Raw genomic sequence first — 18196 nt, forward strand, 5'->3', positions numbered from 1 at the left:
CATGGTTCCATTCTACATGAAAAGCAGCGCCGAGTCCAGCATCATTTTTTAATTTCTTGGGGTGGCTGAGTAGTTACAAATTTTCTAGACAGGAGCCGCCGCCTCGGTTAAAATGGAGGTATCATGGGTGAAAGGAGCAACCGGTAATTAAATGCACCTGCAGGGAACAATGGTAATAAATGAACGCGGCCGGCTGGTCATCGGCGGTTGTGAGGTCGTCCAGCTGGCCCGCGACTTTGGTACCCCCCTTTATATTTTTGATGAAGACTGTATCCGGGAGAACTGCCGCCGGTTTTACCAGGCCTTTAACGCCGGCAGCGGCCGGGCGGAGGTCATCTATGCCGGCAAGGCCTTTCTTACTACAGCCATGTGCCGCATCATCGCCAGTGAAGGTCTGGGGCTGGACGTTGTCTCCGGTGGCGAATTATATACCGCCCTGGCGGCCGGCTTCCCCGTGGACCGGATCTACTTCCACGGCAATAACAAGAGTTATGCCGAGCTTTGCCAGGCCCTGGCGGCCGGGGTGGGCCGGTTTATGGTCGATAACTTTGCCGAGCTGGAGTTATTGAGCCGTCTAAGCGTGGAACGGGGCCAGGTGGCCAAGGTTATCCTCAGGGTTACCCCCGGGATTGAGGCCCATACCCATGAGTATATCCGCACTGGGCAGATAGATTCCAAGTTTGGTTTTACCCTGCCGAACGGCCAGGCCTTGGCGGCGGCCAGGAGGGCCGACGAATTACCGGGTATTGAGTTTAAGGGCCTGCACTGCCATATCGGTTCCCAGATCTTTGAGCTGGAGCCTTACAGTGAGGCGGCGACGGTAATGATGGAACTGGCCGCCGCTGTAAAAGAAGCCACCGGCCTGGTGACCGCCGAGCTGGATCTGGGCGGCGGTTTCGGCATATACTATTCTGCCGGCGATGAGCCCCGGCCGGTTAGCGCCTGGGCGGCAGCCATCTTGACCAGGGTGGAGGCGGAAGCCCGGCGCCTGAATCTGCCGCAACCGCGGGTCCTGGTGGAACCAGGCCGGGCCATTGTCGGGCCGGCAGGCAGCACGGCCTACACTGTGGGAAGTATAAAAGAGATACCCGGTGTCCGCAAGTATGTCGCCGTGGATGGCGGCATGGCGGACAACATCCGCCCGGCCCTCTACGGGGCCAAGTATGAGGCGATCCTGGCCAACAAGGCTAATCTTCCACCTGCTGAGAGGGTGGCCATTACCGGTAAGTGTTGCGAATCCGGCGACATGCTCATCTGGGAGGCAGAACTACCCCGGATAGAAAGCGGCGATATCTTGCTCATATCCTGCACCGGGGCCTATGGCTACACCATGGCCAGCAATTATAACCGCCTGGGCCGGCCAGCCGCCGTCCTGGTCCGGGATGGCGTGGCGGACCTGATTATCAAGCGCGAAGACTACAGTGATCTGATCCGCAACGACGTGCTGCCGGCCCGCCTGGTCCGTACCTGTTAGACCTGGACGACCATGATACCCTACCGGAAACTCTTTAACCAGCGCCAGCTGCACATCCTGGCCCGGGCCAGGAAAATAGCCTGCCTGAAGGGACAGCGGGTCTTTCTGGTGGGGGGTACGACCCGGGACCTCTTGCTGGAGCGACCCCATGTCGACCTGGACCTGGTAGTGGAAGGACAGGGGCTCCCCTTTGCCCGGGAACTTACCCACCGGCTGGGAGGCCGCCTGGCCTACCATGAACCCTTCCTCACGGCTAGTATTTTCTGGGCCGGGGAAAGGATCGACGTGGCTACAGCTAGGCGGGAGCACTACCCCCACCCCGGTGCCTTGCCGGAGGTTGAGCCGGCTACCTTGGACGAGGACCTAGCCCGGCGCGATTTTAGCATCAATGCCCTGGCCCTGCCTTTAACAGCCCGGGATCTAGGAGAAATCATCGACCCTTTTAACGGCCGGGATGATTTGGCGGCCGGGGTTATCAAGGTCTTACACCCGGCAAGTTTTCAGGACGATCCCACCCGCCTCCTGCGCGGTGTGCGCCTGGCAACCAGATTACACTTCCAGCTGGCGGGGGCGACCAGGGAACTGGCCCGGGAAGCCCTGGCTGCCGGCTACCTGGACCTGGTGGCACCCCGGCGTTTCTGGCAGGAGTTTATCCTGCTCCTCAAGGAACCGCGGCCGGTTGCCGCTTGGGAAGCCCTCCTCGACCTAGGCTGGCGGGGCCTGCCCGGGGGAGGCGGCCCTCCTGATGTGGCGGCTGGTTTCCGGACGGAAAAGCTCCTGCGCCAGTGGCAGTGGCTGGGCCTGCACCCCCCTGACGCGATGCTTGTTTATTTTTTGGCGGCTACGGCTAAATTAAGCCCGGCCGCCCTGGAAGTTGTTCTGGAGGAATTAAACTGGGGCCGCAAGCGGCGTCGGGCAATTAACGCCGCCAGGGTTCTACAACAGGAGTATTGTTTTGGACCGGCACCTGGTCTACCTCCGGGCGAACTGCTGGCCGGGCCGCGCCCGGCCCCGGAGGCGCTGATCTTCGCCCTGGCCCAGGCGGGCGCGAGCCAGTTGCCAGGCTGGGCTTTACCCGGCGGGAAAGGAGACGGCCATGCACCTACAAAACTTGACCCAGTTACTCCTAGGAATTCCAGCCATCTTAATCGCCCTGACCTTTCATGAGTACGCCCACGGCAAGGTGGCCTATTTCTTGGGGGACCCGACGGCCAGAAATCAAGGTCGCTTAACCCTAAACCCTTTGGCCCACTTGGATATTTTGGGAACTCTTTTGCTCATCGTAGCCGGCTTTGGCTGGGCCAAACCGGTGCAAATCAATCCCTTCTATTTTCAAATGGACCGGCGTAAAGGGATGATGCTGGTGGGCCTGGCCGGCCCCGTAATGAACCTGGTCCTGGGGTATCTAGCCGCCGTCCTCCTGAATATCTTGCTGCGGATGAATCTGGGCGGCTTATGGCTCCAGACCTTTTTAAACCTGCTGGTGGGTTATAACGTCGTCCTGGCCGTTTTCAACCTGATTCCCGTACCGCCCCTGGACGGCTCCCGGGTCCTGGCCGGTATCCTGCCCCCGGAAGGAGCGGCGGCTGTATACCGGCTGGAGAGTTATGGCACCCTGATTTTATTGCTCCTGATAGCTACCGGGATAATTGGTCATATCCTGGGCCCCCTGGTGAACCTGGTCCTTAATCTCATTATTACTGCCAGCGGCCTGGCCTTCGTGTGAGCGCTGGCCATGGGCAATCCATGAGGTCGGGGGGAGTTAACCCTTCCGGGAGGGGGCGGTTGCTGGGTAACGTACGCCTGGATGTCTTCCAGGGCCCCCTGGACCTCCTCCTCACCCTGATCGAAAAGCAAGAAATCGACGTCCAGGCCATCCCGGTAGCAGAGGTCACGGCCCAGTACCTGGAGTATCTGGGTGAGGTCGAAGAATTGGATCTGGAATGGGCCAGCGAGTTTCTGATCCTGGGGACGGAACTCCTAGCCCTGAAGGCCAGGTTGCTGCTGCAACGCCCGGTTGAGGACGAGCCGGAAGAGAAGAATGCTGAGGAAACAGCCCGGGCCCTGGCCGAGCGCCTGCAGGCTTACCGTTGTTATAAAAGGGCGGCCGAACACCTGGGTGAATTAGCCGCCGCCGGGGCCCTGATCTTTACCCGGCCCAAGGACCAGGAGGCTGTGGTCCAGGCTATGGCCGGTATTAACCCCCTGGAAGGTGTTACCCCCCTGGACCTGGCCCGGGCCTTGGCGCACATCCTGGCCAGGAAGGGGCAGAAAAAGGAAGCAGACGCCCCCCGGGTCATACCTTGCCCGGCTTTTACCCTGGCCGGCCAGGTACGTCACATCTGGCGCCGCCTGCACCAGGAAAAATCCCTCAGCCTGGAGGAGCTCTTGAGTAAACGGCCGACCCGCCTGGAAGTAGCCCTGACCTTCCTGGCCCTGCTGGAACTGGCTCGTCGTGGTCGGATAATCATGGAACAGAAGGTTAATTTTGGAAATATTGAGGTCCAATTACTGCCCCACCAGGTAGCAAGGTGATTACCATTGCCTTTATTATTTAGTGACAACCTGCGGGCCGCCCTGGAGTGCCTGCTTTTTGTAGCCGGGGGGCCCGTCACTACTGCTGCCCTGGCCTCGTGCCTGGGCGTCAATCCCGCCGACGTCGACGAGCTGGCGGCAGAGTTACGCCAGCTCTATGAGCAAGAGGGCCGGGGCCTGCAGGTCCGCCACGTGGCGGGCGGCTACCAGATGTGTACCCGGCCCGAGTATGCCCCTTACGTGGAAGCCCTCCTGCGACCCGAGCTGCCGGTTTTATCCCGGGCGGCCCTAGAAACCCTGGCCATTATTGCCTACCGCCAGCCGGTGACCAGGGGCGAAATGGAATATATCCGGGGAGTTAAGGTAGATGGCGTTTTAAATACCCTCCTCAGCCGTGGCCTGGTCCAGGAGGTGGGTCGTAAAGACACCCCGGGGCGGCCTGTTCTCTATGGCACCACCTCCAAATTCCTGGAGTTTTTCGGCCTCCAGGACCTCCGGGAATTGCCGCCCCTGGAGGAGGCTGCCGCCAGCAGGGAAGGTGAACGGGAGACCGCGGCCCCTGACGGCGGCCCTGTTACGCCCAGGGAAGAGAAGTAACGGTAGTATAAATACACCCCTGGTGGAAGAATATTGAGGAATTGTTTCCCGAGGGGGTGAGGGCTTGCTCTGGGCCTGGCTAGCCGGTCTGCTGGTGGGGGGAGTAATCCTGCTCCTGGTACCGTTGCGCCTGGAGGTGGCCTACCGCCGCCTGGACCAGGATGACAGCCTCTGGCTGGAGTTCAGCCTCCCTGGCGACTGGGGCCTGTGGGAAGTCGAGATTCCTTCAATCCGTAACTGGTTGCCGGGATGGCCCCCTTTCCACTTGGAAAGCTTACTCCAGGCCGGGGGGGAAGGAACTCTGGCCGGGGAGGAACTGGCGGTCCGCCATCGCCGGAACGAGCTGCGCGCTGCAGGCCGGGTCCTGGGCTTTATCGCGAGGGGACGCCTGGCCAGGTGGCTTAATTTCCTGCGGCGGCTGCGTCTTATCTGGCGTCGTTTTTTTGCCAGGGTCACCTGCCAGCGCCTGCGGGTATTCCTGACCCTGGGAACAGGGGAACCGGCCACCACGGCCCTGGCCTACGGCAGCGCCTGGTCCTTGTTAGCCTGCCTGTACCAGAATCTCCGCCACCGGGCGCACCTGGATCTGCTAAAGCCAGAACTGCAGGTTACCCCCCGGTTTGCGGCTCCAGCCCTGCTGGGGGATTTTAACTGCATACTAACCTTTCGCCTGGGCCATATTATAAGCGCAGGTTTACATTCTTTATGGTTACTCCTTGGAATAATCCGGCAGGCGAGGGGAGCAAAAGAAAATGCCCGAACATCCCATCGAAGCCCTGATGAAGACAGCCATGGAAAGCATCAAGGATATGGTTGATGTCAATACGGTGGTGGGAGATCCCATTGAAACCCCGGACGGCCAGGTAATTGTTCCTGTGTCCCGGGTAACGGCCGGCTTTGCTGCCGGCGGTTCGGAGTATGAACCCGGGAACGCCGAAGGTGGCGGGGGGAGTAAGGAGGGGCTGCCCTTTGGCGGCGGCAGCGGCGCCGGTGTTTCTGTCCAGCCCGTCGGCTTCTTGGTAGTCGGCAAAGAGCAGGTCCGCCTGCTACCTGTTGACGGCAACGCCGTAGTCGACCGGATTATCGATGTCGCCCCCCAGGTACTAGAGAGGATCCAGGAGCTCCTGGGTAAGGGTAAGGCCCAGAAGAATAACGGCAACGGTACCCCGGCCACGGTGCGGACGAAAATGGTTCTGCGGCCTCAGGAGATAGAAGAATGAACCTGTAGCAACCCCTCCTGACAGAGTTCTATATATGATAACCCCTTCATAAATCTTACTAAGCGAGGTAATTTATGGGGGGGTTCTCGGTGGTCAATCTCATTTGGTTGTTAATGCTCCTGGCTGGCATTATAGTGGCCGGTATCAACGGCCACATCGAGATCGTCACCGATGCCTCCCTGGAGGCGGCCCAGACGGCGGTCACCCTGGCCTTTGAACTGATCGGCCTTATGGCTATGTGGCTGGGGCTGTTAAAGATTGCCGAGGACGCCGGCCTAGTGGCCCTCCTGGCGCGCCTCCTGCGCCCCTTTACCCGTTACCTTTTCCCCGAGATACCCCGGGACCACCCCGCCATTGGTTCCATAATCATGAATATGAGCGCCAACATCCTGGGCCTGGGTAATGCCGCCACCCCCTTCGGCCTCAAGGCCATGCAGGAACTGCAAACCTTAAATCCCCGCCCTGATGAAGCCACCCCTGCCATGTGCACTTTCCTGGGCTTAAATACCGGCTGTCTAACCCTAATTCCAGCGACCATTATCGGTATCCGGGCGGCGGCCAATTCTACCGATCCGACTATTATCGTCGCTCCCACCATCCTGGCTACCGGCTTCAGCATGATCATGGCCGTGGTGTTTGATCGCCTCTTCCGCCGTGTTTATGGCAGGCGCCGGGGGTGATGAGATGACGGATGCTTTTATTACCGTCTCCCGCTGGGCCATCCCCGTCCTTCTCTTTTTAATCCCCCTCTATGGCTACCTGCGCGGGGTGCCAGTTTATGAAACCTTCGTTGCCGGGGCCGAAGACGGCTTTCAGGTGGCCATCAAGATCATTCCCTTCCTGGTAGGGATGCTGGTGGCCATCAGCGTTTTCCGGGCCTCCGGGGCCATGGACCTTTTTGCCCGGGCCTTAAACCCCTTCCTGCACCTGGTGGGCATCCCCGGTGAAGTCCTGCCTCTGGCAGTCATGCGACCCCTTTCCGGCGGCGGCGCCCTGGGGATCGCGGCCGAGTTGATTGGCAATTACGGCCCGGATTCCTTTATCGGCCGCCTGGCCTCGGTCATGCAGGGGACTACCGACACGACCTTCTATGTTTTAACCGTTTACTTCGGCTCTATAGGAGTGCGGCACTACCGGTACGCCTTGGCCCTGGGGCTGATCGCCGACATCTCCAGTCTGCTGGCGGCGGTAGTTATCTGCCATTTGCTTTTTGGTTAGCCGGGTTATGATGTTCCAAGGCTAAAAGCCATTCCTTGACTGCCAGGCCGCCGCCGAAACCCACCAGTCGGCCATCCTTACCAATAACCCGGTGACAGGGGATAATAATCCCCACCGGGTTTTTGCCGATGGCCTGACCGGTGGCCCGGACTGCCCGGGGCCGGCCGATGGCCCGGGCCAGGTCAATGTAACTGCAGGTGGTTCCATAGGGTATTGCTTGCAGGGCTGTCCAGACTGCTTTCTGGAAGGGGGTGCCGTGGAGATCCAGGGGGAGGTCAAAGGCGCGACACCGGCCGGTAAAGTAGGCATCCAGTTGGGAACAGGCTGCTTGTATGAGGTTGTTCCCAGGGTGGCTGGAAAAGGTCGCTTCTTTGAATACCCTTGCCAGGTTGGCCCGCAGGGCAGTGCCATCCTCGTTGGCAAAGGCCAGCCGGCAGATGCCGGCTGGGCTGGCGACGAGGGTCAGGACACCGACCGGGGAGTTATATTGACTGATGGTGAGCTGAAGCGAAGGCATCGTGAATTTTCCTCCCCTATATATTTAAATATATTAAGGCCACCAGAGGCGGCACAGGGCCAGGACGGCCACGCCGGCGGCATAGCCGGCCAGGATGTCGGTGGGGTAATGGACGCCCAGATACAGGCGGCTCAGGCCCAGCAACAACAGGAAAACAACAGTACCCCGGATGACTAAAGGCTGGCGGCGGGGGAATATTTTTTTTAGCAGCATTAAGGCCAGCAGGCCAAAGAAGACGGTCCCCATCAGAGCATGGCCGCTGGGGAAGCTAAAACCGGGTACCTGCTCCAGGGGACCCAGGGTGGGGCGGGGCCGCTGGTAAAAGGCCTTTAACCCCTCCATCAAGGCCCAGGCGCCGTTCATGGTCAGGAGTAGGGCGGCGCAACCTCGCCAATCACGGTCCATGACCAGAATTATCACCACAATGGTGGTAGCCGGGAAGAAAAAGAGGGAGGTACCGAAGAAGGTGATCCCTTGGAAAAAGATTGTAGCCGCCGGGTTACGATAAACCATGAGCCACTTGAGGACCTGTTCATCCAGGTGCTGGATCACCGGCTGTTTGATGGCAGCAGTTAACAGGAGAAAGATCAGGGCCATAAAAAGGGTCAGCAGTAAGAGATGGTGCTTTCTGGACAATTGCCGGGCCTCCTTCTAAAATAATAGATAATAATAGATATAGATGGAGAAGGTGGAGGCAATAATGCGTTTACAGAAATACCTCGCCCTGGCCGGGGTGGCCTCCCGGCGCCGGGCCGAGGAATTAATCCGGGCCGGGCGGGTGCGGGTTAACGACCGGGTCATAACCGCCATGGGCGTCCAGGTAGAGCCAGGGCAGGACATGGTGGCCGTCGACGGCCGCAGGGTAGAATTAGCAGAGCAAAAATACTACGTCCTGCTCTATAAGCCGGCCGGTTATGTAACTACCACTGCCGACCCCCGCGGCCGGCTCAAGGTTACCGACCTGGTGCGGGATATTCCCGCTAGATTATATCCCGTCGGCCGCCTGGATTATGCCACCGAGGGTTTATTGTTGCTATCCAACGACGGCGAATTAACCCTGCGCCTGACCCACCCCCGTTACGGGGTGGAGAAAACCTACCTGGCCCTGGTCCGGGGCCTGCCCGATGCTAATACTATCGCCCATTTACGTCGCGGTGTCAACCTGGAGGACGGCCCTACAGCCCCGGCCCGGGTGCACTTACGCCGGGCCGGTAAAAATGAAGCCTTGCTGGAACTTACCCTCAGGGAAGGCCGCAACCGGGAGGTGCGGCGCATGTTGGCAGCAGTGGGCCACCCCGTTTTGCGCCTACGGCGTATTCGCCAGGCTTTTCTCACCCTGAAAGGCTTGAAACCCGGCGCTTACCGCCACTTGACACCGGCAGAAGTAGAGGGCCTCTACCACCTGGTAGGCTTAAATATAATAAGGTAGGCTAGGTGACGGGCTGGTGGGTACAGGCGGAAGGTCAGGGTATCCCTCTGAATGGAAGTGGTGGCATGTTCCCCTCGCCAGGTGACCCTTAACGTGGTAAAATGAAACAAAATGGCTCGGGAGGAGAAAACAATGGCAGGTTTAGAACAGGGATTGGTCCAGGTCTACACCGGCGAGGCCAAGGGTAAGAGCACTGCCGCCTTTGGCCTGGCCCTGCGGGCGGCGGGCCATGGCCTTAAAGTACTTATCATCCAGTTCATGAAAACACCCGATTATGGTGAGCACCGTTCTTTTCGGCGCCTGGCGCCGGAGATCGAGGTTAAAACCTTCGGTCGCAAAGGCTTTATTCACCGAGGCGGTGCCCGGCCGGAGGATCATGAGCAGGCAGCGGCGGCCCTGGCCTGCGCCCGGGAGGCTATGCTTGGCGGCACGGTGGATATCCTCATCCTGGACGAGATTAATAATGCTCTCTTTTTTGGCCTCCTCAAGGAAGAAGAGGTTCTGGATTTCCTGCAGGAGCGACCGCCGCAGGTGGAAGTCGTCCTGACTGGCCGCAATGCCCCGGCCGGGGTTATCGCTGCCGCCGACCTGGTCACTGAGATGCGCCAGGTAAAGCACCCCTACGAAAAGGGGATAAAAGCGCGGCCAGGAATCGAATACTAGCAGAAAAGCGATGGGATTTTTATTGTCCAGGCAGGAATTTCCGCATCAGTTGCGAATAACTAGGTTTAATACCATCATCAGGAGGTGAATTCCTGACCACATTTTACCGGTCAGGAGCGAAGTGGCAGTTGTTTATTATGATCAGGATGCTGATTTAAGTATCCTAAAGGGCAAAAAGATTGCCGTCATGGGTTACGGTAGCCAGGGACACTCCCAGGCGCAGAATTTAAAGGATAGCGGCCTGGACGTGGTTGTCGGCCTGCGTCCGGAGAGTAAATCCCGGGAAGCAGCTCAAGCCGCCGGCCTAGAGGTAAAAACGGTAGCTGAGGCTGCCGCCGAGGCTGACATTATCCAGATCCTGCTCCCGGATGAAACCCAGGCCCGGGCTTACCGGGAGGAGATCGCCCCTTACCTCAAGGGCGGCAAAGTATTGATGTTTTCCCATGGATTCAATATCCACTTCAACCAGATCGTACCCCCGGCCGATGTGGATGTCATTATGGTCGCCCCCAAGGGTCCCGGTCACCTGGTCCGCCGGACCTATGTCGAGGGTCAGGGAGTTCCGGCCCTGATTGCCATCTACCAGGACGCCAGCGGCCGGGCAAAAGAGATTGGCCTGGCTTATGCCAAGGGCATCGGTGCCACCCGTGCCGGGGTTATCGAGACTACCTTTAAAGAGGAAACGGAAACAGACCTCTTTGGCGAACAAGCAGTCCTCTGTGGCGGCGCCACTGCCTTGATCAAGGCCGGTTTCCAGACCCTGGTAGACGCCGGTTACCAGCCGGAGATTGCCTACTTTGAGTGCTTGCATGAACTAAAGTTGATTGTTGATCTGATCTATGAGGGCGGCATCAAGAATATGCGCTACTCCATCAGCGATACGGCCGAATACGGGGATGTCACCCGGGGACCGCGCATCATTGATGACCATGTCAAGGCAACTATGAAAGAAATCCTCAAGGAGATCCAGGACGGGAGCTTCGCCCGGGAATGGATCCTGGAAAACCAGGCCGGTCGCCCCAGCTTCAGTGCTTACCGGAAGAAAGAGCGGGAACAACTCATTGAACAGGTGGGGGACCAATTGCGGGAAATGATGTCTTGGTTAAAGAAATAATTAAGCAACCGGGTAGCCTTGGCAAAGGCCCCGGGGAACCCGGGGCCTTTGCATAATAACGAATGAGGGTTGATAGATCAGGAAAAGGGGTAAATTAGATATCGGCCGGGTGTAGATACTGAATTCTTCTACCGGCCGTAGCAACCAAACGCCAGCGGTCGCGACACTCTCAGAGCTCAATTCACAGGAAATGAGGGGATAAGCGAGATGGAGTTGTTTCCAATTATTCCAGTCGGCGGAATCCTGGGCGTGCTTGTTGCCATTTATATGACCTCCAGTGTTTTGAAAGAAGATACCGGTCCTAAAGAGATGCAGGACATTGCCGCTGCTATCCGGGAAGGGGCCATGGCCTTCCTGAACCGCCAGTACCGTACCATTGCCGGCCTGGCCATCATCGTGGCCGTACTACTGGCCCTCCTCACTCGCCAGTATCATACAGCCGTCGCTTTCATTACCGGTGCCTTTGCCTCGGCCCTATCCGGCTATATTGGCATGTATGTAGCGGTAAACGCCAACCTCCGGGTAGCTGCCGGGGCACGAAAAAGCATGAACAACGCCCTGACCGTAGCCTTTCGCGGTGGGGCGGTCACCGGGTTGGCGGTTACGGCCCTATCCCTGCTGGGCGTAACTATCCTGTTTTACGCCTTTGGCGGGCTGGCCAATCCCACCCGGGCACCATTAAATATCGTCGGTTTCGGTTTTGGTGCCAGTTTTGTGGCCTTATTTGCCCAGCTGGGCGGCGGTATTTATACCAAAGCTGCCGACGTCGGCGCCGATCTAGTAGGCAAAGTGGAAGCCGGTATCCCGGAAGACGACCCGCGTAACCCGGCGGTAGTAGCCGACCTGGTTGGCGATAATGTCGGCGACTGCGCCGGCCGTGGCGCCGATCTCTTTGAATCCACAGCGGCAGAAAACATTGGCGCCATGATCCTGGGTATTGCTCTGTTCCCGGTTTTCGGCGTCAAGGGGATCATTTTCCCTCTGGTAGCCCGGGCAGCAGGAATTATTGCCTCTATTATCGGGATGTTTTTCGTCCATGCCGAAGAGAACCAGGACCCCATGGCTGCCTTAAACCGGGGCTACATAGTGACCAGCATAGTGGCGATGATCTTCTTATATCCCATCAGCCATACCATGCTGAGCGGCTCCGGAGTCAACTTCATCTATTTCTACGGCGCCGCCCTCATTGGTATTGTCCTTAGTTTTATCTTCGTCCTCATCACCCAGTATTACACCTCCTATAATTACCGGCCGGTCAAAGAGATTGCCCGCGCCTCCTTAACCGGGCCGGCCACCAACATTATTTCCGGTGTCGCCGTGGGCTTTGAGAGCACAGCCCTGCCGGTTGTCTTTATCTCCCTGGCCATCCTCGGCGCCTACTGGCTGGGCCAGCAGAGCGGCATGCCCGGCGGTGGGCTCTACGGTACGGCGGTAGCGACCATGGGCATGCTCAGCACGGCAGCCTACATCCTGGCCATGGATACCTACGGCCCCATTACCGATAATGCCGGTGGCATCGTCGAGATGTCCGGAGCGCCGGAAGAGGTACGCAAGCGCACGGACCGCCTGGATGCCTCGGGTAATACTACCAAAGCCCTGACTAAGGGTTACGCCATTGGCAGCGCCGCCCTAGCCACCTTCCTGCTCTTTTCGGCCTATATTGATGAGGTTAAGCTCGCCCTGAACATTAAGGGTAACTTCCCGGTGGATATCGGTAAACCGGAGGTCTTCGTCGGTGCCTTTATCGCTGCCATGATGGTCTTACTCTTTAGTTCTACGGCCATCAGGGCAGTGGGCAATGCCGCCCAGTACGTCATCCTGGAGGTCAGGCGCCAGTTTAAGGAGATACCAGGCATCATGGAGGGCACCGCCAAACCGGAGTACGGCACCTGCGTGGATATTGTCACCCGCGGTGCCTTGAAGGAAATGATCCTCCCCGGCATCATTGTGGTCGTTACCCCCATTATCGTCGGCCTGGTCTTAAAAGCAGAAGCTGCGGCGGCCTTCTTGATGGTCGGTACCATTACCGGGGTAATCATAGCCCTGTTCCTCAACAACGGCGGCGGTGCCTGGGATAACGCCAAGAAATACATCGAACTGGGTAATTACGGCGGCAAGGGTTCTGAAGCCCATAAAGCCGGTGTAGTCGGTGATACTGTGGGCGATCCCTTTAAAGATACTGCTGGTCCGTCCCTGCACGTTCTCGTAAAGCTGATTAGTACCATTACCCTGGTCCTGGCCGCCCTGTTTATCTAATGGTGGTAACAGGAATAAAATACGGCCTTTAGGGGCTGGGGGTCCAGCCTCCAGCCCCAGCCCAGACCAGTATTCGAGTAGAATGCTAGTTTCGCCGGGAGAACGCGACCGCTACAGCGAATTAAAAAGGGAAGAGGCCAACGCCCCTTCCCTTAAATATTTATGGACTCTCTAGGCACTTCCCAGGAGGGCCTGGCGCAGGGCTTCCACCTCTTCCGCCCTGGCGGCAGCAATGACCTGGTCCCCGGGCAGCAAAACAACATCACCGCGGGGGAAGATTAGATCCTCCTGGCGCAGGATAGCCATCAGCAAGCACTGCTCCGGCAGTATAAGATCCTTGACGGCCACATGGGCGGCCGGGGCCTCCGGGGTCAGGACGGTTTCTAAAAATTCCACTTCGCCGCCCTTGAGGGTAAGTAAAGGAATCAGGCCGCAGACATCGACTTCTTGCAGGACCAAGCGGTAGATCAACCGGGTACTGTTGATGATATTATTGATGCCCAGCAGGCGAAAGGCGTCTTCATTCTGGGGGTTATTGACCCGGCCGATGACCCGGTTAACCCCGAAGACCTTCTGGGCCAGCCGGCAGATCATAATATTATCCTCATCGAAACCGGTGACGGCGGCCACCACATCGGCCCGCTTGGCTCCGGCTGCTTCCATGGTAGCTACCTCGGTGGCATCGCCCCGCAGGACTACCTGACCCAGGCGATCCTCCAGCCAGCGAGATTTGCGCGGATCCTTCTCGATTAACAGGACCTCCTGACCACCGTCCAGAAGGGTTTTGGTAAGGTTAAAGCCGATCTTACCACCACCGGCTACTATAACATACATTATTGGGCACCCCCCAGTTGCGCCATGACATAATCAATACCCAGGGTAGTCGGACAGAAGATATCCAACCCCATGGCCCGGTAAGCACCGGCAGCCTTGGGATCATAGACCCGGGCAATGACCCGGGGGATATGAAACTTTTCCCGGGCTACCTGGGCGGAGACCAGATTGGCGCTGTCCCGATCAGTGACGGCGATGAGGACATCGGCATTATCCGCCCCGACCTGGGTTAGTAACTCCAGGTCAATACCTACCCCCTGGTAGACCTGACCGGGAAAATCATGGGGCAGGCGTTCCAGGGATTCGGCCCGGGCATCAATAACGCTGACTTCGTGGCCGGCGGCAGCCAGTTGGATAGCTAAACTGGCCCCCAGGCGGCTGCAGCCGATGATTATAACGCGCATAATAACACCCCCTACGCAGGTTGACGGTCAATCAGTAATTCGCAGGTGGCCCGGCGTAAGAGCCATTCTGAGGTGCTTCCCAGGCCGCCGAGCTGGCGTTTGGGCCGGGCGCCAATAACGATCAACTGCACCTCTTCCTCGGTAGCGGCTTGCAGGATACCGGTACCCGCCGTCCGGGCCCTTATAATCCTGGTCCTGCTGGGCAGTTGATGAAAATTAACGATTTCTACCCCTTGTTGCAGGACCTCATTTAAGCGGGCCTCGGTCCCCGGCAGGGCTACCCCTAAGGGAGAGGTGAGGGGCACCTCCAGGACGGCCAACAAAATGATCTCGGCCTTTTGTTCGGTCCCCAGGCGGCAGGCCAGTTCAATGGCCCGGCGGGCATAATCGCTGTCCACTACTGGGACCAGGATCCGTTTTACGGCCTGGACAGTCCTGGTGACATGGGCGACTTCATAGGGAATGGCCGGCGGTACATGCAGCATCCACCAGAAAAGGCGGCCCATACTGACGATAAAAACCAGGGCCAGGAAAATACCCAGGGGATGGGTATGAATCGCCGTCATGCGCGGACCTCCTTGTGGCGCCGGGTGAAATAACGGATGAAGGCCAGGGCGCGGTAAATCCCGAGGCCCAGGAAACCGGCGCCGACTACCCAGGCCATGGGGCTGGGATGGACCAGGGCGCGGACCCAGATGGCCGGTCCCAGGAACAGCATGGCCAGGGTGGTCACCATCTGGTAGTAATCACGCCAGGTGAGGGACTGGCAAACCTTACGGCTGCTTCTTTTAGCTGCCATGGGCAACAGCCTCCTTGCAATCCCGTTCGGCCAGGGCCTGTTTGTACTCCTCCAGGAGATCGTACTCCTCCGCTGCCTCCAGGACCTTTAATTGCTGGCCTTCCCAATCCCGGGGTATATTACCGAAGACAGGGAAGCCATGCTTGCGACGGTAATAGAAATAATAAATAAAACAGAGGAGGATCCAGGCCGGGCCGGCGATGCGGCCAATGGCATGGGTCAGGATAACCTCAAAAAGAATGGTACTGATGCCCAGGGTGCCGATAACCCCCAGGAGGGGGAATTCCACCGTCCGGCCGCGGTAGTTAATTTTAATGTTTAAGGGTACTTTATAGGGCCGGGGCGCATAGGGGTCGGTGAAACGTAACTTAATTAGCGCGATAAAGACCAGGATATAGCCGGTGGTAGCCCCAAAGGCGTACATGTTACCCAGGGTATCCATGGCGTTGGGCGTTAAGAAAGAAAGGACGAGCTGCAGGACGCCGATGCCGGAAAAGACCAGGATGGTCCGGTAAGGGGTCCGGAAACGCGGGTGGACGGCATTGAACCAGTCGCTGATAAAGTGAAACTGGCTCATGGCGAAGGTAAGCCGTGAGGCGCTCATGACGCCGGAGTTGGCCGAAATCAGCAGGATGGTGGCCCCCAGCAGGGCGGCAAAGGGGCCGGCGATAATGCCGATAAAGGGGATGGCATGGGCCAGGGTAGCCACCGGGTCGCCGACGGCCTCGGCAATATCCTGCCACGGCAGGACGCCCAGGCTCATGGTGGAAAAGGCAGTAGCAAAGATAAATACGGTGAAGATGAGGCCGACGGAGGTCCGGGGCACAACCGTTGCCGGCCGTTTGGTTTCCTGAGCCGCCTGGGAAATGGATTCCAGGCCGACGAAGGAGATGATGGCCAGGGAGGAACCGTAAGCAAATTCCTTAAAAGTAGGGAACTGGGTGATCCACTGGTGGGCCAGGAGTTCCGGACGCCAAGCAAAGAGGAAGCCAAAGACAATAATGGTCGATTCCGTCAGGATATCAATGGCTCCCAGGATTTCGTTGAGCAATGAGGATTCCCGCATCCCCCGGATGTTGAGGGCGATAAGAAAGATAACCAGGACCAAGGCTTCGGCCATCCAGACCAGGTTGACGTGATGCAGGGGCCCGATGCTAATAGCCAGGGAATCAACATTGATGCTAAATAGATAAGGCAAAAAGAAGTTGATATAGCCGGCGGAAGCAGTAGCAAAGAGGGCAATATCGATAGTATAGTCCAGTAATAAGGCCGATCCGGCCACAAAGCCCCAGAAATCGCCCAGCCCACGCAGGGTGAAGAACTGCCCCCCGCCGGCCACGGGGTAGGTAGCGGCCAGTTCGGTATAGGCGAGACCGATCATAATGTACACCAGCCCGGCCAGGGCGAAGGCCAGACCGGTAGCCCCTTTAGCCCAGAGCATGACCAGGCCCAGGGCGGCGTAGATATCGGCGCCGACATCAGCGTAACCCCACATATAGGAGCCCCAGACGGTGACCTCCCGGCGTAACTCTAACTTTTCTGTCGCCGCAGCCAAATGCAACCCTCCTCCAGTCAAAAAACAAAACCAGAATAAACCAGAATAAACCAGGATAAACCAGAATAAAAGGAATAGAAAAAACCAGCCGACCCCTTATGGCCCCCCGCTGGTTTTCATCATGAATTCATCTCCCCTCCAGCCTGCGAGGTTAGCTGCCGGGTTCGGGCCGGAGCAAGCCCTACCCCACTCCCAGTCTGCCAGCTCCGTTACTCGCCAGTACCCTGAATTACCTGGAGTAATAAAGTAGACTGAGGGCAGGGATTCACCCCTGTGGTGGTTCCCCCGTTCCCTATTATTTGCGGGATTCGGCCTTCTCATGTCTTACAGGCATTTCGCGTTAATGTTAGCAGCCGGCAATCAGACTGTCAAAAGAGCCTTGGCCTGGTATATAATACTCTCGGTTTAAATAGGCCGGCATTTTTGTGTGATGGCTACAGGGCTTTGAAAAATAACAGTTTGCTATTCCGTAATGCTTCTTGCGGTACTGGCCTGGATGTAATATAATCGGTGCAAGCAAAAATAGGTGGTGGCATTTATGGAGTATGGCAGCAAAAAAGTGGCGGCAGTAGCCATTAAGATGGCCCTCTCGGAAAGCCGGGAGGAAGAGGCCCGGCTGAAAAAGGAGTATGCCGCCGGCGGTATAGCCACGGCGGCAGTGGATTACGGCGGGGAATTTATCAATTCCGTACAGAAAATAGTTGAACGGGCGGTGGTGGCGGCCAAGCGGGAAGGGGTTATCAAAGAGACCCATCTCGAAGAGGGAGCCATCGCCGGGGCGACCCGGGAAGCCCTGTCCCAGATGATGCCCAAGGCCATCGGCCTGAATGTAGGGGGCAAGATTGGCATCGCCCGCTGGCAGGATCACCTGAGTGTAGCCATCTTCTTCGGCATCGGCCTGCTCCACCTGGATGAAGTCGGCATCGGCCTGGGACACCGGGCTGTGTGAAAAACATGACCGATAAGGATATCATGAACGCGGTTTCCAGACCCCGGTGGGGTAATATTATCTACCGGCAGCGGGATTAAAGGCTGTTACCGTAGTACGGTAGGAGGGTTACGATGACGGATCAAAAGGATAAGGATAGACTGAAAAAGAGGGTCCGGGGCCTGCGCGGTGCCGTAGACGTACCGAAAAACACACCCCCGGCGATTATCGCCGCCACCGCAGGGTTGCTGCGGGAGATAGTGGCGCGTAACAACCTGTTAGTCGAGGATATTATCAGCGCCTTCTTTACCGTGACCCCGGACCTCAACGCCGCTTTCCCGGCCGCAGCCGCCCGTCGTCTGGGCTGGGTGGATATAGCCTTGATGTGTGCCACGGAGATACCGGTACCGGGAAGCCAGCCGGGAATTGTCCGGGTTTTAATTCATGCCTATAGTGATCAGGAACCGGTCCATGTCTATTTAGGCCGGGCAGCAGAATTACGTCCAGATTTGAGTTAAGACCTGAAATATTTATTGACAGTCCCTAATCCTGTATGGTATTCTTTTACCAACAACTGAATATATGCATGAGCAGAGTTGAGTCGAGTTAAGTTTGAGTTGAGCCTGGAGTTTGAGCGGGTAATAGTTAAACCT

Annotated in this window: 22 protein-coding genes and 1 riboswitch; of the genes, 15 read left to right on the top strand and 7 right to left on the bottom strand. The window is 57.8% G+C overall.

Going from position 1 to position 18196, the window contains the following annotated elements; all coding sequences use genetic code 11:
• The first annotated feature begins 151 nt into the window (after positions 1-151).
• From lysA to SDD30_RS12530, 9 genes are all read left to right on the top strand, one after another.
• Positions 152-1474, top strand: a complete 1323-nt coding sequence (lysA, locus tag SDD30_RS12490; RefSeq protein ID WP_434075254.1) for a diaminopimelate decarboxylase — start codon at positions 152-154, stop codon at positions 1472-1474.
• 12 nt (positions 1475-1486) lie between these two features.
• Positions 1487-2641, top strand: coding sequence for a tRNA nucleotidyltransferase/poly(A) polymerase family protein (locus tag SDD30_RS12495; RefSeq protein WP_434075255.1), 1155 nt, complete (start codon positions 1487-1489; stop codon positions 2639-2641).
• Positions 2571-3200 (top strand): site-2 protease family protein, encoded by a 630-nt coding sequence (locus SDD30_RS12500; protein WP_434075256.1) that lies wholly within the window; start codon positions 2571-2573, stop codon positions 3198-3200. The genes SDD30_RS12495 and SDD30_RS12500 overlap by 71 nt, the downstream gene beginning before the upstream one ends.
• Before the next feature lie 59 nt (positions 3201-3259).
• A complete protein-coding gene (locus SDD30_RS12505) occupies positions 3260-4009 on the top strand; it encodes a segregation and condensation protein A (protein ID WP_434075257.1) in 750 nt (249 codons plus the stop codon).
• Between the two features lie 6 nt (positions 4010-4015).
• A complete protein-coding gene (scpB, locus tag SDD30_RS12510) occupies positions 4016-4606 on the top strand; it encodes an SMC-Scp complex subunit ScpB (protein ID WP_434075258.1) in 591 nt (196 codons plus the stop codon).
• Positions 4607-4670: 64 nt separating this feature from the next.
• Complete coding sequence (locus SDD30_RS12515) at positions 4671-5423, top strand: DUF2953 domain-containing protein (RefSeq protein ID WP_434075259.1); 753 nt, start codon at positions 4671-4673, stop codon at positions 5421-5423.
• Positions 5359-5826: a GerW family sporulation protein gene (gene ytfJ / locus SDD30_RS12520; RefSeq protein WP_434075260.1), complete on the top strand. Its 468-nt coding sequence runs from the start codon at positions 5359-5361 to the stop codon at positions 5824-5826. The genes SDD30_RS12515 and ytfJ overlap by 65 nt, the downstream gene beginning before the upstream one ends.
• 89 nt (positions 5827-5915) lie before the next feature.
• Entirely contained in the window at positions 5916-6506 is a 591-nt protein-coding gene (locus tag SDD30_RS12525; protein WP_434075261.1) for a nucleoside recognition domain-containing protein, read from the top strand.
• A 4-nt stretch (positions 6507-6510) separates the two neighbouring features.
• Entirely contained in the window at positions 6511-7044 is a 534-nt protein-coding gene (locus SDD30_RS12530) for a spore maturation protein (RefSeq protein ID WP_434075262.1), read from the top strand.
• On the opposite strand, the gene SDD30_RS12535 is transcribed toward SDD30_RS12530, so the two are convergent.
• On the bottom strand, positions 7019-7561 hold the full coding sequence (locus SDD30_RS12535; protein ID WP_434075263.1) for a methylated-DNA--[protein]-cysteine S-methyltransferase: 543 nt from the start codon (positions 7559-7561) through the stop codon (positions 7019-7021). The genes SDD30_RS12530 and SDD30_RS12535 overlap by 26 nt on opposite strands.
• Positions 7562-7594: 33 nt before the next feature.
• On the bottom strand, positions 7595-8197 hold the full coding sequence (locus SDD30_RS12540) for a phosphatase PAP2 family protein (protein WP_434075264.1): 603 nt from the start codon (positions 8195-8197) through the stop codon (positions 7595-7597).
• Positions 8198-8261: 64 nt separating this feature from the next.
• Here SDD30_RS12540 and SDD30_RS12545 point away from each other — a divergent pair, with 64 nt between their 5' ends.
• The 4 genes from SDD30_RS12545 (at position 8262) to SDD30_RS12560 (ending at position 13023) form a co-directional block, all read left to right on the top strand.
• Positions 8262-8990, top strand: a complete 729-nt coding sequence (locus tag SDD30_RS12545; protein WP_434075265.1) for a pseudouridine synthase — start codon at positions 8262-8264, stop codon at positions 8988-8990.
• A 132-nt stretch (positions 8991-9122) separates the two neighbouring features.
• Positions 9123-9653, top strand: a complete 531-nt coding sequence (gene cobO, locus SDD30_RS12550) for a cob(I)yrinic acid a,c-diamide adenosyltransferase (protein WP_434075266.1) — start codon at positions 9123-9125, stop codon at positions 9651-9653.
• A 121-nt stretch (positions 9654-9774) separates the two neighbouring features.
• A complete protein-coding gene (gene ilvC, locus SDD30_RS12555; RefSeq protein WP_434075267.1) occupies positions 9775-10767 on the top strand; it encodes a ketol-acid reductoisomerase in 993 nt (330 codons plus the stop codon).
• A 207-nt stretch (positions 10768-10974) separates the two neighbouring features.
• Entirely contained in the window at positions 10975-13023 is a 2049-nt protein-coding gene (locus tag SDD30_RS12560) for a sodium-translocating pyrophosphatase (RefSeq protein ID WP_434075268.1), read from the top strand.
• Positions 13024-13194: 171 nt separating this feature from the next.
• Here the strand turns inward: SDD30_RS12560 and SDD30_RS12565 are convergent, their stop codons facing one another.
• The 5 genes from SDD30_RS12565 to SDD30_RS12585 are packed head-to-tail and all read right to left on the bottom strand — an operon-like array spanning position 13195 to position 16615.
• Positions 13195-13857, bottom strand: a complete 663-nt coding sequence (locus SDD30_RS12565; RefSeq protein WP_434075269.1) for a potassium channel family protein — start codon at positions 13855-13857, stop codon at positions 13195-13197.
• Positions 13857-14261 carry an NAD-binding protein gene (locus tag SDD30_RS12570; RefSeq protein WP_434075270.1) on the bottom strand — a complete coding sequence of 135 codons (405 nt, stop codon included), beginning with the start codon at positions 14259-14261 and terminating at the stop codon, positions 13857-13859. Before SDD30_RS12570 ends, SDD30_RS12565 begins: the two co-directional genes overlap by 1 nt.
• Positions 14262-14272: 11 nt before the next feature.
• The gene (locus SDD30_RS12575) at positions 14273-14827 is read right to left on the bottom strand and encodes a universal stress protein (RefSeq protein WP_434075271.1); all 555 of its coding nucleotides are present in this window, start codon (positions 14825-14827) and stop codon (positions 14273-14275) included.
• On the bottom strand, positions 14824-15060 hold the full coding sequence (locus tag SDD30_RS12580) for a hypothetical protein (protein WP_434075272.1): 237 nt from the start codon (positions 15058-15060) through the stop codon (positions 14824-14826). The genes SDD30_RS12575 and SDD30_RS12580 overlap by 4 nt, the downstream gene beginning before the upstream one ends.
• The gene (locus SDD30_RS12585) at positions 15050-16615 is read right to left on the bottom strand and encodes an APC family permease (RefSeq protein ID WP_434075273.1); all 1566 of its coding nucleotides are present in this window, start codon (positions 16613-16615) and stop codon (positions 15050-15052) included. Before SDD30_RS12585 ends, SDD30_RS12580 begins: the two co-directional genes overlap by 11 nt.
• Positions 16616-16741: 126 nt before the next feature.
• A riboswitch (cyclic di-AMP (ydaO/yuaA leader) is annotated at positions 16742-16939 on the bottom strand.
• A gap of 214 nt (positions 16940-17153) precedes the next feature.
• Between SDD30_RS12585 and SDD30_RS12590 the strand changes: the two genes are divergently transcribed.
• Positions 17154-17564, top strand: coding sequence for a HutP family protein (locus SDD30_RS12590; RefSeq protein ID WP_434075274.1), 411 nt, complete (start codon positions 17154-17156; stop codon positions 17562-17564).
• A gap of 113 nt (positions 17565-17677) precedes the next feature.
• The gene (aroH, locus tag SDD30_RS12595) at positions 17678-18061 is read left to right on the top strand and encodes a chorismate mutase (protein ID WP_434075275.1); all 384 of its coding nucleotides are present in this window, start codon (positions 17678-17680) and stop codon (positions 18059-18061) included.
• The last annotated feature ends 135 nt before the right edge of the window (positions 18062-18196 follow it).

The organism is Moorella naiadis (nom. illeg.) (assembly GCF_051020825.1).
Taxonomy (GTDB): Bacteria; Bacillota; DSM-521; order Neomoorellales; family Neomoorellaceae; genus Neomoorella; species Neomoorella naiadis.

What these genes read in the sequence shown, in the direction of transcription:
- lysA (WP_434075254.1), top strand. Translation starts at nt 152, where the DNA reads ATGCACCTGCAGGGAACAATGGTAATAAATGAACGCGGCCGGCTGGTC.
- SDD30_RS12495 (WP_434075255.1), top strand. Translation starts at nt 1,487, where the DNA reads ATGATACCCTACCGGAAACTCTTTAACCAGCGCCAGCTGCACATCCTG.
- SDD30_RS12500 (WP_434075256.1), top strand. Translation starts at nt 2,571, where the DNA reads ATGCACCTACAAAACTTGACCCAGTTACTCCTAGGAATTCCAGCCATC.
- ytfJ (WP_434075260.1), top strand. Translation starts at nt 5,359, where the DNA reads ATGCCCGAACATCCCATCGAAGCCCTGATGAAGACAGCCATGGAAAGC.
- SDD30_RS12530 (WP_434075262.1), top strand. Translation starts at nt 6,511, where the DNA reads ATGACGGATGCTTTTATTACCGTCTCCCGCTGGGCCATCCCCGTCCTT.
- SDD30_RS12535 (WP_434075263.1), bottom strand. Translation starts at nt 7,561, where the DNA reads ATGCCTTCGCTTCAGCTCACCATCAGTCAATATAACTCCCCGGTCGGT.
- SDD30_RS12545 (WP_434075265.1), top strand. Translation starts at nt 8,262, where the DNA reads ATGCGTTTACAGAAATACCTCGCCCTGGCCGGGGTGGCCTCCCGGCGC.
- cobO (WP_434075266.1), top strand. Translation starts at nt 9,123, where the DNA reads ATGGCAGGTTTAGAACAGGGATTGGTCCAGGTCTACACCGGCGAGGCC.
- SDD30_RS12560 (WP_434075268.1), top strand. Translation starts at nt 10,975, where the DNA reads ATGGAGTTGTTTCCAATTATTCCAGTCGGCGGAATCCTGGGCGTGCTT.
- SDD30_RS12565 (WP_434075269.1), bottom strand. Translation starts at nt 13,857, where the DNA reads ATGTATGTTATAGTAGCCGGTGGTGGTAAGATCGGCTTTAACCTTACC.
- SDD30_RS12570 (WP_434075270.1), bottom strand. Translation starts at nt 14,261, where the DNA reads ATGCGCGTTATAATCATCGGCTGCAGCCGCCTGGGGGCCAGTTTAGCT.
- SDD30_RS12575 (WP_434075271.1), bottom strand. Translation starts at nt 14,827, where the DNA reads ATGACGGCGATTCATACCCATCCCCTGGGTATTTTCCTGGCCCTGGTT.
- SDD30_RS12580 (WP_434075272.1), bottom strand. Translation starts at nt 15,060, where the DNA reads ATGGCAGCTAAAAGAAGCAGCCGTAAGGTTTGCCAGTCCCTCACCTGG.
- SDD30_RS12590 (WP_434075274.1), top strand. Translation starts at nt 17,154, where the DNA reads ATGGAGTATGGCAGCAAAAAAGTGGCGGCAGTAGCCATTAAGATGGCC.
- aroH (WP_434075275.1), top strand. Translation starts at nt 17,678, where the DNA reads ATGACGGATCAAAAGGATAAGGATAGACTGAAAAAGAGGGTCCGGGGC.